This is a genomic window from Petrotoga halophila DSM 16923 (genome assembly GCF_002924615.1).
Window position 1 is genome coordinate 25,643 of sequence record NZ_JALY01000105.1, and the last position, 10,518, is coordinate 36,160.

Sequence of the window (10,518 nt, forward strand, 5' to 3'; positions counted from 1 at the left end):
TGTTAAATTTCAATTTCTTTCAATTTATTTTGCATTTGCAATACTGTTTCTAAGACTTTTCCCAAGGTATGTATATTGTCCACAAGTTCTTCTATATTTTCTCTTGATGCCAGCAAGTTGTTGGTGTTTTCTTTAAGTTCTTCTTTTCCTGAAACCAAATTTTGCGTTAATTCATCCATAAACGATAAATTCCCATTTAACGTTACAAGAGCGGATTCAATTGAATCGGTTATGGTTGCAAATATTGCTTCTAATTTGTTGATTATTTCTTTGACTTCTAGTACCTGATTTGAGAGGTTGACGATTCTTTCAGATATTTTACTTGATGCGATGTTAGTTTCTGATGATAGTTTTTTAATTTCTTCGGCTACTACAGCGAATCCTCTACCGGCTTCTTTTGCTCTTGCGGCTTCTATTGAGGCGTTTATCGAGAGTATGTTAGTTTGTTTGGCAACGTTTTTTATAACGTTAGTTAATTCTTCTATTTCTTGAAAATTATCCATCAAATGCGATACACTTTCTAGTGATTTTTCTACATCTTTTCCTACTTCATCAAAATCCTTACCAAATTTTTTCAATTTGGAGATGATTTCTTCATTATTAACAGAAATCCTTTTTTTCTCTTCTTCTCCAGTTTCAACTGTTTTTTCAATTACATTTGAAGTGTTTTCTATACTTTCTATAAGTTTAACAAGGGTTTCTCCAACCATATTAGTTGAATCGTTAACTTCCTTAAACCTCTCTCCCAATACTTCCTGGAGTTTTTCAATGAAAGAAACAAGAAGATTTTCATGGTACACACTTTTTGCTAAGCCTTTTATGGTATCAGTATAATTCTCCTTTCCACTCATTTTGCCCCGACCTTATAGATGTTATCTATTAGATCTGTCCCACACTCTAAAGATTCAAACCAGTTTAGGAATTCTTTATACTCAGGCTTTTTATATATAGCCCCATGCTGTGGCACCATCTGTTCAACATCCAATTTTTTAACTATGTCAACCCACTTTTTGCAAACTTTGTTGGATGCCATATACCTTTTGTGAAATCCTTCTATGTATCTAATGTGATTTGAGAAATTTTCTACAAAAACCGTATCTTTCCCTTCAGGGAAAACAGATACTCCTATATCCCCTGAAAAGAGTATTTTGGAGGTTGGATCGTAAAGGTTGAAATTTCCCGTGGAATGTAAGAAATGTGCAGGAATTATATGTAATTCAGCACCATCTTTAAATTTTATCTTTCCTCCGGAGTCTTCTATCAAAACCATCCTTGATTTTTCAAAAACCCCAAAATGGGGTAAAAACCGCTCCCATAATTTAGATATATAAAAGTTTGTTTCCAAAACGCTGTCCCACAAAGTTATTCCGGATGATACATCAGGATCTTGATGAGAATAGAACACATGTTTTATCCTACCCAGGTCAATAAACTCTACAACGCTTGCAAGAACCCGCGGGAATACGTGTACTCCTCCTGGATCGAGCAATACACCTTCGTCATTATGAACTATTAGATACTGATTTGTCGGAATGCTTTCCAGACTTTTCCTTTCTGATCCCAAAAAAATGAATTTGTGTTTCCCATTATCAAACAGGGTTATGATATTTTCGTTATCCATATTATCCTCCTTTATTGAGCCATTTTACTGTCTTCTATGATATTTGATGATACGCTCCCCACCCATCTGTATGAATCATTTAAAATGGAATATTTATACTATTTACATCAAAAGAGCCTAATTCTGCCTCATTTTGGGGAATATCAACTTCTCCATCCTTCATCAATTTTTGCAAAAAGACTAATTCTGCAATGACTTCATTTGGGACCATTCCTTTCGTATATTTCATGGGAGAGATACCCATACCTTCATCTTCTATCCCTAGAACGTGATGACCGGAATTAAAATTTCTGTCGTATAATGCGGATCTGATTCCTTCGAATGCAGCAACATCAACCTTTTTTCTAGAACTTGTTAAAACATAACCTGGTGCCATATAATCTTGGTCCATATCGTATCCAATTACAAAATACCCTCGTCCTTTTTCAAAGTATTCTTCTATAATTTGATTTAAAGGAGCATTATCAGGAAGACCATAAAATGACGAGCCTACTTCTTTGGCAGCATCTATAACAGCTGCGGTAGTTACCCCTGTGAAAATAATATCCGCTCCATGATCGTAATGAGAAAGAGCAATTTGTTTGGTTTTGGAGGAATCGGTAAAGCTACCAACGTAACCAGTAATAACCGTTACATTTTCACCTTTGATTTGATTAAAAGCTTCAACTCCTGAACGATACCCAATTTCATACCTTTTAACGGGTGGAATTTCTAACCCGCCAATAAAACCCACTTCATTGGTTTTTGTCATGGAAGCCGCCAAATATCCGAGTAAAAATCCACCTTCTTCTTCTTTAAAAGTATAAAGAGCTAAATTAGAAGGAATTACTTGATTAGGAGATGGTTCTATGTCTATCCCTATGAAAAATGTATCAGGATACTGCATTGCAATGTTGAATAAAACATCTGCCATCATGAATCCTACCCCTATTACCACATCTCCATTCTGTGCAGCATTGGTAAGATTTGGAACGTAATCGGTTTGTTCTTTCGATATGAGGATTTCTGCTTCAATATCGGGGAGTTGTTCGACAGCCATTTGAACACCAGCCCATGTACCATCGTTGAAAGATTTATCTCCTAGTCCTCCTGCATCCGTGACCATGATAACCTTTAGCCCAAACATGTTCACAAACATGATAAGTGCCATCATCAGAACCAAAACTTTTCTCATGCTTATAACCCCCAATATAGTATTTTACTGTTTCTACAAACTTTAAAACTTGCTATTGTTTTTTTCAAGTAGTAGAAACCCTTAATATTCGTCATTGATTGACAGCTGTCGAATTTTCTGCTATAATAGTTTTTGTCTTTAGTAAGCCCCTGTAGTTCAACGGATAGAACGGTGGATTCCTAATCCACAAATGAAGGTTCGACTCCTTCCAGGGGCACTTTTTTATAGCCTTTGAGCTGGGTAATAATTTATTACTCCATCGTTGGTGACAGAAATTACATCAATTTGAATTTCATCAAATTCTAGGTTTTTATGAGTAGCTATGAAGTAATTCCCCGTTTTCATTATTTTTTTTAGTTTTTTAGAATTTACCCTGAAAGCTGGATCACCGAAAGTTTCTTTCCCACCTTTTACTTCTATAAGATGTAGTACTTTGTTTTTTAAGGCTATAATGTCTATTTCACCGTGTCTGTAAGAAAAATTCCTTGCAATTATTTGATAATCTCTATTCAAAAAGTAAGCAACAGCTTTGTCTTCGTACACTTTCCCTTTTGTATTCAAATTATTCTTCCTCGTTAATATGTATACCAGGTACAGTGAGAAAACCGTCTTTACTTTCTGGAAAGTTGTTTATTATTTCTTTTCTGTTTTCAAAGCCGTCTACTTCGTCTTTTCTTAAAACGGAAGTCGAGAATTCAACTGGGGAGATCATTTCTTCAACCCCGTCAACGTCTATTTCGTCCAATATTTTTAAATACTCTAATAAATCGTTTAGATCTTTTTTTATTTTTTCCTCTTCACTTGGATTTAGTTCTATGTTGGATAGTTTTTTTAACTTTTTTATTAATTCGGTATTTATTTCCATAATTTGTTGCTCCTTTCTTAATTCAAACCTAAAATGAGCTTTAATTTCCCATTTTTTATCTCAAATTTCTCTATACTTATATTTTTGCTAATAGGATTTTCGGGGATATTGATAATTATTGTCTTGTCGTTTAATTCAACAAATTTTGGAAGTTCTTCTTTTTTGATCATTTTTGCAGGGATATTATGAAAAAATTCGTATCTTCCTGTTAACGCTTTAGGATATGTCTTTAATTTTAAATAGTATTTGAACATCAACACCTTGAATCTAATTTCGTTATCACTGAACTCTATATTGGATACGTGATCAAATATGCTTTTCAGGAAGTGAAATTTACTATTTTCTAAAGCTTTTATTAGGAATTCTTTGGCTGCCTTTTCGTCTATTTCCAACAATATTTCTTTCATTATTCACCACCTATTTTTTGAAGTCGAGAACTAATTCAAATTTTCCATCTTGAAGAACAAATCGAGAAATTTTTAAAGATTTTAACATAGTATCAATAAATGGATTTATTTTTATTTTATTAAAATCTATTAGAATTTCGTAATCTTTTGAAGAAACCGCTTCACTGAATTCTGAAAGTATATAGAATATGCCTTCTAAAATCTTTCTAACCCCTTCATCACCACTCAAGGACAAACGTAACTTACCGTTTTCTAAATCTTCAGGCTTTTCTAAAATTTTAATTAAGGATTCTACTGTTGAATCTTTCCCTAAAAAATTAACCTCCATTTGAAAATTTATTCCATCTTCCCTCAGTTGTACATTCAAATTTTTTAGGCCTTGCACTTGAGTATTTTCTTCTATAACTTTGTCTATTAACCCATTTATAAATTCTTCATCAACTTCGATTCTTAAACTTTCCAATTTAATTCCTCCTTCTAACTTTTGATTTTTTTCTTTCTATAGAAATCTTTAGTACTCTTCACTCCATTCAAAGGAGTTGAAATCTTTTCTAAAATTATACCATAAAAATCATTTTGCCAATCAAAATTGTGTGATACAATTAATTGGTTTAAGATTTTAAAAAACTAATTTAATTACGAAGGGGTGAAATTCATATGATTCCTCCCGATTTTATCAATACCGAGGCTTTTACAAATCTCTATTTATTGTTAGTTAATTCGGTCTATATTTTGTTGCCCTTATCCCTAATACTTTTGCTTTTTTCAAAGATTTCTTTTAAAGTTACTATCTTTCTTTTGGGTGTCTATGCTTCTTATTCCATAGTGATACCTTATTTGCTAAAAATCCCGTTAATTAGTAATTTTGTTCTAACGTTTGGTGATTACAGCTTTTTTATTTATCTGATATTTAGTTTGATCTTCGGTTTTGTATTCTATCATCTGGTTAACATAGCTTTTGTGGTTGGTGGCTTTCTTTTAGGCGGATTGGTTGGCTACTCAATAGGAACTTTTATTATATCTTCAAATGGCGAATGGTTGAATAATCTACCTTTTTCCATTTCTTACATTCCCTGGATAATTTTTGCTATCTTAGGTGTGATTGTTGCGATAATCTTTTCAAAAAATTATCAGTCAATTATTTCGATGATCTCTGTAATATTTGGCGCTTTTATTCTCTCTTTTTACACCATCTATTTATTGGAAAAACACACATCTATAACCATAGGCAATAATTCTTTATTGAATGGATGGGAACAGCTAAGTCAGCCAGAGTTTTTTGGTATCTTTATTTCTCTTATAATATATATGATCATAGGTTTTTATTTAATTGTAAGATCTAACAGAAAAAAAGCTAATAATTAATACATTCTTGGAGGTAATAGATGACCCATTCAAAAATAGCAAAACCTTCAGATCTTTTGGTTAATAAAATAGAAAAACTAAAGCTTACCATCAAGGATGAAGTTGAAAGAAGGTTTGAAGAGTTTAAAGAGATTGGACAAAATGGTGATGAATTGGATTTATTCTGTGAACTATCTTTTTGTATATTAACGGCAAATTGGAGGGCAAAGGGCGGTATAAAAGCACAGAAAATAATCACAAAAGAAGGTTTCGCTTATTATAGCGAAAAGCAATTAATATCAAAATTAAGAGAAGTTGGACATAGGTTCTCAAACACCAGATCACGATACATAGTTGAAAATAGATGGATAATCGGGCGTTTGAAGAACTTGCTTCAAAAAGATATTTCAGAAAGTAGAAGGTTTTTGGTTGAAAATATCAAAGGCATAGGTTGGAAAGAAGCTAGCCATTTTTTAAGAAACGTGGGAAGAGAAGACGTTGCTATATTAGATAAGCATATAATGAGAATTATAAAGAATTATAATCTTGTGAAAGAAATACCTAAACCTTCTTGGACAGAGAAAAAGTACACAAAGTTTGAAAAAGAACTCAGAGTTTTATCAAAGATGGTTGGAGAACCATTGGGGAAATTAGATCTATATCTCTGGTATATGGAAACTGGTCAAATAGACAAATAAAAAAACTATTAACATCCATAACATATAAAATTTCATATAAATTTGATATGGTATATTTTGATTATTCGTGATTTTTTGTCAAAAAATACAAAAAGGGGGAAGGATAAAGTTGCCTCTATATAAGTATAAATGTAAAAATTGTGGTTATGAGTTCACTGTTTTGCATTCTATGAATGAAACACCCGAAGTTAAATGTGAACTATGCGGTTCTGAAACTGAAAAGATAATTGGTAACGTGGGAATTTCTTTTAAGGGAGAAGGTTTCTACATCACGGATTCAAGAAAATCCAAATCAAAGTCTTCTTCATCTTCGTCAAGTAAAGAATCAGACCAAATCGCTTCTTGACAAACAAATAGAGTTAAGGTATAATTAAAAAGTGGTATAGGGCCATTAGCTCAGCTGGTAGAGCGACTGACTCTTAATCAGTAGGTCGTGGGTTCGATCCCCGCATGGCCCACCAGAATTTAATATTATATAAAAAATAAAGAGGAAGTCACCCGTAGTTAGCTTCCCACCCCGGGAATAGTCAAAAACCGTCAGGGGTACCAATGTTGAAAAAATGGCTCTTATTTGAGAAAAAGAGAATTTTTTGTATTTTGAAAATAATGGGTGACGCAGGTGTCACCCATTTTTTATCAATTAAATAAGGAAGGTGATTGTATATAAGCGATAAAGTCGCTAAAAACACAGAGATCAGAGCTAGAAAAGTACTGTTAATAGATCAAGAGGGAAACAAACTTGGAGAAATGTCAACAAAGGAAGCGTTAAAATTAGCCCAACAATCGGGAGTAGATCTAGTTTTAGTAGCCCCTAAAGCTAAACCTCCGGTTGCTAGAATGATGGATTATGGTAAATATATCTATGAGAAAGAGAAGAAGGAAAAATTAGCGAAGAAAAAACAAAAAAAACAAGTTGTTAAAGAGATGAAATTCAGACTCAGAATCGATGAACATGACTTCAACACCAAATTGAAAAAGATAAGGGAATTTTTAGAAGATGGCCATAAAGTAAGAGTAGTAATTATGTTTTTAGGTAGAGATATACTTTTTAAAGAGAAAGGCAGGGAAATACTTGACAAAGTGGTGTCTATGACATCCGATATAGCGAAAGTTTCCAGAGGGGCAAAATTATTGGGTAAAGATATGGATATTATTCTAGAACCAGTCAAAGAAGACCAAAAATAAGTAATCTATATTCTAAAAATCAGGAGGAATCAAGATGCCTAAATTAAAAACAAAAGGTTCAGCAAAAAAAAGGTTTAAAGTCACTAAAAGTGGGAAAATTCTACGACATAGAAATAATGTAGGGCATAATACAGGCTTCAAGAAAAGCAGTCATATGAGAAGACTTAAAAAAGAGGTTGAAGTACCTAAGGAAATTGTGGATAAAGTTAAGAAATCACTTGGATTAAAATGATGATTTGAATTTAACTTAAGATAAAGGAGTGTATAAAATATGAGAATTAAACGATCCGTTGCTTCTCGCAAAAAAAGAAAAAAATATTTGAAAGCAGCCAAAGGATACACAGGAGCGTTGAGTAGACGTTATTCATTGGCAAAACAACAGTATTATAAATCCGGGAAATATTCTTATACAGGTAGAAAAAACAAAAAAAGAGATTACAGAAAACTCTGGATAACACGAATCAATGCTGCTGCAAGATCACAAGGATTGAAGTATAACGAGTTAATTCATGGTTTGAAATTGGCCAACGTCGACATAAATAGAAAAATGCTTTCCGAACTTGCTGTAAACGATCCAGAGGGGTTCAATGAATACGTGAATATTGCTAAACAATCTCTAGCTGAAAGCGTACAATAACTACAAAAGGGCGAATACACTCGCCCTTCTTTTTTTATCCACAGCCAGTTTTACTTTCCTTTTTAACATAATCCCCGCATATGTTCTAATACCTTAACTTGACTGTGCCCTCTGATTGGAGTATAATCTTCTTGACAGAGTGCTTTTATTAAGAATTATCAATAAAGCTTTTGGGAGGTATAAAAGTGGAGAGAAAAAAGAGTGAGAATGTAGTATGGCATGCGGGGAAGGTAAAAAAAGAAGATAGAGAAAGACTTTTAGGGCAAAAGGGAGTAATCCTTTGGTTTACGGGGTTATCGGGGTCTGGAAAATCGACTATAGCACATGATTTGGAAGAAAGATTGTTAAAAATGGGAAAGTTGTCGTATGTTTTGGATGGAGACAACATTAGACACGGTTTAAATGGTGATTTAGGATTCTCCCCAGAAGATAGGGAGGAAAATATTAGAAGGATAGGAGAAGTTGCAAAGTTATTCTCTGATCTTGGGATAATTACAATGACAGCCTTCATTTCCCCATACAAAAAAGACAGGCAGAGGGTAAGAGAGCTAGTAAAAGACGGGGAATTCATAGAGATATACGTGAAATGTCCGCTTGACGAATTGAAAAACCGGGATCCAAAGGGTATGTACGAAAAGGCGATGAAAGGCGAAATAAAAAATTTCACAGGGATTTCAGCTCCCTACGAAGAGCCTGAGAATCCTGAGTTAATTTTGAATACCGATGTAGAAAGCATAGATGAATCGGTTGAAAAGGTTATTGAATATTTGAGAAACAAAAATATTATCTGAACAAATCGGGCGGGGAGCGGGGCAAAGGGGCGCTAAAACAGTTTTATGAATAAAAACTATGGAGGTCTAAAAAATGATTGAGCCACACGGTGGAAAATTGGTCAACAAAATAGCTACTGAAGAAGAAAAAAAAGAATGGTTAAAAAGATCGAAAGAGTTGAAAAGTATAAGTGTAACTTATTTTGATCTATCTGAGTTAGAAAACATTGCAACTGGGCTGTTCAGCCCCTTAGAAGGGTTTATGACAAAAGAAGATTACAATTCTGTTTTAAACAACATGAGGTTATCTAACGGAACGGTATGGTCTATCCCAATAATTCTATCGGTAAAAAAAGAGATTGCGAACGAACTAAAAGTGGGAGAAGATGTATTGATAAAGAACCAAGAAGATTCAAAAGAGTACGCGATACTACATCTTCAAGAAAAGTACGAAAGAAGGAAAGAAGAAGAGGCACTGAAAGTTTACAAAACTCAAGATAAAGCCCACCCTGGGGTTAAGTTTCTATATGAACAAGGAGAATTAGCATTAGGCGGGGAGATTACCTTACTCAACAGGATAGAGCACGAAAACTTTCAAGAGTTCAGGCTCGATCCAAAAGATACAAGAAAGATATTCGCTGAAAAGGGATGGAAAACGATAGTAGCCTTTCAAACGAGAAATCCCATACACAGGGCACACGAGTATTTGCAGAAAACAGCGCTTGAAATCGTCGATGGTTTGTTCTTAAACCCATTGGTGGGAAAAACAAAAGATGAAGACATTCCTTCCGATGTGAGGATGAAATCCTACGAAGTTATACTGGACAAGTATTACCCAAAAGAAAGGGTATTTTTAGGCGTGTTTCCTGTTAACATGAGATACGCCGGACCAAAAGAAGCTATCTTTCATGCTATATGTAGAAAGAACTATGGATGTACACACTTTATTGTAGGAAGAGACCATGCAGGTGTTGGAAATTACTATGGAACTTACGAAGCTCAAGAGATATTTGACCAGTTTAAACCCGAAGAGATAGGGATAGTGCCACTAAAATTTGAACACGCGTTTTATTGCACCAAGTGTGAAAATATGGCTACGGCAAAAACATGTCCACACGGAAAAGAAGACCATGTGTTCCTTAGTGGGACAAAGGTGAGGGAAATGCTTTCAAAAGGAGAAAAACCACCAAAAGAATTCACAAGAGCCGAGGTTGCAGAAATACTGATGAAATACTATATGGGTAAATGATTTAGTTAATCTTTAGATAAAATATTAGATTGTTGAAAAATATACAAGGCGTCTGTATAAGGCGCCTTTTTTGGGGGTTTGAAGATGCAAAACAAGGATAAATTAAAAAAAACACTCAAAAATATTAATGGAAGAGGGTATAAGGCTTATAAACAGTTACAGTCAAACTGGTATGATTTTGGCTATTACAAGTTAGGGATACCTTACGTACAAGGAGATCCTTTTGCCAGTCCTTCCAGCATTCTAATTAGAATAGACCAGCAAGTAACAAAATTTCCAGCCTGGTTCTGGGAAAATAAGATAAGACGAACGGCAGTGACTGATTTTTTAACCAGATTAATTGAGCAAGCCATAAAAAAATATAGCAAAGGTCAAAGGGGATCTGGAAAAAGCGGACTGATCGCCATTGCTAAGACAGGTCAGGAAGTATTGGAAAGAACCTCTGTTGAGTTTAATAAAGATATGATAGAGGCCCGGCTTAGTTTAGGTTTACCCGCCGCTGGTCGTAGAGTACTGGGCAATGAAGCTTATAAAATGTTTTTTGATGGACTACCTAAAATTATTAATT

The 10,518-nt window shown here is 34.1% G+C and carries 16 protein-coding genes and 2 tRNA genes; 11 read left to right on the forward strand and 7 right to left on the reverse strand.

What is annotated here, in order from left to right:
* Nucleotides 1–2: 2 nt before the first annotated feature.
* From AA81_RS04700 to AA81_RS04710, 3 genes are all read right to left on the reverse strand, one after another.
* Complete coding sequence (locus AA81_RS04700) at nucleotides 3–851, reverse strand: methyl-accepting chemotaxis protein (protein ID WP_103079131.1); 849 nt, start codon at nucleotides 849–851, stop codon at nucleotides 3–5.
* Nucleotides 848–1,621 (reverse strand): oxygen-binding di-iron domain-containing protein, encoded by a 774-nt coding sequence (locus AA81_RS04705; RefSeq protein ID WP_103898366.1) that lies wholly within the window; start codon nucleotides 1,619–1,621, stop codon nucleotides 848–850. Before AA81_RS04705 ends, AA81_RS04700 begins: the two co-directional genes overlap by 4 nt.
* Nucleotides 1,622–1,700: 79 nt before the next feature.
* Nucleotides 1,701–2,795, reverse strand: a complete 1,095-nt coding sequence (locus AA81_RS04710) for a BMP family lipoprotein (protein WP_103898367.1) — start codon at nucleotides 2,793–2,795, stop codon at nucleotides 1,701–1,703.
* 145 nt (nucleotides 2,796–2,940) lie between these two features.
* Between AA81_RS04710 and AA81_RS04715 the strand changes: the two genes are divergently transcribed.
* Nucleotides 2,941–3,012: transfer RNA gene (locus AA81_RS04715), tRNA-Arg, on the forward strand.
* A 5-nt stretch (nucleotides 3,013–3,017) separates the two neighbouring features.
* Here AA81_RS04715 and AA81_RS04720 read toward each other — a convergent pair.
* Genes AA81_RS04720 through AA81_RS04735 form a run of 4 tightly spaced genes read right to left on the reverse strand, consistent with a single transcriptional unit; the run spans nucleotide 3,018 to nucleotide 4,530 of the window.
* Nucleotides 3,018–3,356 carry a YraN family protein gene (locus AA81_RS04720; protein ID WP_169926336.1) on the reverse strand — a complete coding sequence of 113 codons (339 nt, stop codon included), beginning with the start codon at nucleotides 3,354–3,356 and terminating at the stop codon, nucleotides 3,018–3,020.
* A gap of 1 nt (nucleotide 3,357) precedes the next feature.
* Nucleotides 3,358–3,660: an Asp-tRNA(Asn)/Glu-tRNA(Gln) amidotransferase subunit GatC gene (gene gatC / locus AA81_RS04725; RefSeq protein ID WP_103079135.1), complete on the reverse strand. Its 303-nt coding sequence runs from the start codon at nucleotides 3,658–3,660 to the stop codon at nucleotides 3,358–3,360.
* A 17-nt stretch (nucleotides 3,661–3,677) separates the two neighbouring features.
* The gene (locus AA81_RS04730; RefSeq protein ID WP_103079136.1) at nucleotides 3,678–4,067 is read right to left on the reverse strand and encodes a hypothetical protein; all 390 of its coding nucleotides are present in this window, start codon (nucleotides 4,065–4,067) and stop codon (nucleotides 3,678–3,680) included.
* A 10-nt stretch (nucleotides 4,068–4,077) separates the two neighbouring features.
* On the reverse strand, nucleotides 4,078–4,530 hold the full coding sequence (locus AA81_RS04735) for a hypothetical protein (RefSeq protein WP_103079137.1): 453 nt from the start codon (nucleotides 4,528–4,530) through the stop codon (nucleotides 4,078–4,080).
* Between the two features lie 194 nt (nucleotides 4,531–4,724).
* Here AA81_RS04735 and AA81_RS04740 point away from each other — a divergent pair, with 194 nt between their 5' ends.
* The 10 genes from AA81_RS04740 to AA81_RS04785 all read left to right on the forward strand — a co-directional run.
* Complete coding sequence (locus AA81_RS04740) at nucleotides 4,725–5,432, forward strand: hypothetical protein (protein WP_103898368.1); 708 nt, start codon at nucleotides 4,725–4,727, stop codon at nucleotides 5,430–5,432.
* A 20-nt stretch (nucleotides 5,433–5,452) separates the two neighbouring features.
* Complete coding sequence (locus AA81_RS04745) at nucleotides 5,453–6,109, forward strand: N-glycosylase/DNA lyase (RefSeq protein ID WP_103898369.1); 657 nt, start codon at nucleotides 5,453–5,455, stop codon at nucleotides 6,107–6,109.
* 109 nt (nucleotides 6,110–6,218) lie between these two features.
* Nucleotides 6,219–6,455 (forward strand): FmdB family zinc ribbon protein, encoded by a 237-nt coding sequence (locus tag AA81_RS04750; RefSeq protein ID WP_103079140.1) that lies wholly within the window; start codon nucleotides 6,219–6,221, stop codon nucleotides 6,453–6,455.
* Between the two features lie 39 nt (nucleotides 6,456–6,494).
* Nucleotides 6,495–6,570 (forward strand) — tRNA-Lys (locus tag AA81_RS04755).
* Nucleotides 6,571–6,766: 196 nt separating this feature from the next.
* Entirely contained in the window at nucleotides 6,767–7,294 is a 528-nt protein-coding gene (gene infC / locus AA81_RS04760) for a translation initiation factor IF-3 (protein WP_103898370.1), read from the forward strand.
* 34 nt (nucleotides 7,295–7,328) lie between these two features.
* Nucleotides 7,329–7,526, forward strand: coding sequence for a 50S ribosomal protein L35 (gene rpmI, locus AA81_RS04765; RefSeq protein ID WP_211292655.1), 198 nt, complete (start codon nucleotides 7,329–7,331; stop codon nucleotides 7,524–7,526).
* A gap of 39 nt (nucleotides 7,527–7,565) precedes the next feature.
* Nucleotides 7,566–7,931, forward strand: a complete 366-nt coding sequence (rplT, locus tag AA81_RS04770) for a 50S ribosomal protein L20 (RefSeq protein WP_103898372.1) — start codon at nucleotides 7,566–7,568, stop codon at nucleotides 7,929–7,931.
* Nucleotides 7,932–8,116: 185 nt separating this feature from the next.
* Complete coding sequence (gene cysC, locus AA81_RS04775; RefSeq protein ID WP_103898373.1) at nucleotides 8,117–8,722, forward strand: adenylyl-sulfate kinase; 606 nt, start codon at nucleotides 8,117–8,119, stop codon at nucleotides 8,720–8,722.
* A gap of 73 nt (nucleotides 8,723–8,795) precedes the next feature.
* Entirely contained in the window at nucleotides 8,796–9,950 is a 1,155-nt protein-coding gene (gene sat, locus AA81_RS04780) for a sulfate adenylyltransferase (protein ID WP_103898374.1), read from the forward strand.
* An 84-nt stretch (nucleotides 9,951–10,034) separates the two neighbouring features.
* Nucleotides 10,035–10,518, forward strand: a 484-nt coding sequence (locus AA81_RS04785) for an ABC-ATPase domain-containing protein (RefSeq protein ID WP_245863464.1), incomplete at its 3' end; no start/stop codon positions are given.

Coding starts and splice junctions, on each gene's coding strand:
- AA81_RS04740 (WP_103898368.1), top strand. CDS start 4,725: ATGATTCCTCCCGATTTTATCAATACCGAGGCTTTTACAAATCTCTAT.
- sat (WP_103898374.1), top strand. CDS start 8,796: ATGATTGAGCCACACGGTGGAAAATTGGTCAACAAAATAGCTACTGAA.
- AA81_RS04745 (WP_103898369.1), top strand. CDS start 5,453: ATGACCCATTCAAAAATAGCAAAACCTTCAGATCTTTTGGTTAATAAA.
- AA81_RS04710 (WP_103898367.1), bottom strand. CDS start 2,795: ATGAGAAAAGTTTTGGTTCTGATGATGGCACTTATCATGTTTGTGAAC.
- rpmI (WP_211292655.1), top strand. CDS start 7,329: ATGCCTAAATTAAAAACAAAAGGTTCAGCAAAAAAAAGGTTTAAAGTC.
- AA81_RS04705 (WP_103898366.1), bottom strand. CDS start 1,621: ATGGATAACGAAAATATCATAACCCTGTTTGATAATGGGAAACACAAA.
- AA81_RS04730 (WP_103079136.1), bottom strand. CDS start 4,067: ATGAAAGAAATATTGTTGGAAATAGACGAAAAGGCAGCCAAAGAATTC.
- rplT (WP_103898372.1), top strand. CDS start 7,566: ATGAGAATTAAACGATCCGTTGCTTCTCGCAAAAAAAGAAAAAAATAT.
- gatC (WP_103079135.1), bottom strand. CDS start 3,660: ATGGAAATAAATACCGAATTAATAAAAAAGTTAAAAAAACTATCCAAC.
- AA81_RS04700 (WP_103079131.1), bottom strand. CDS start 851: ATGAGTGGAAAGGAGAATTATACTGATACCATAAAAGGCTTAGCAAAA.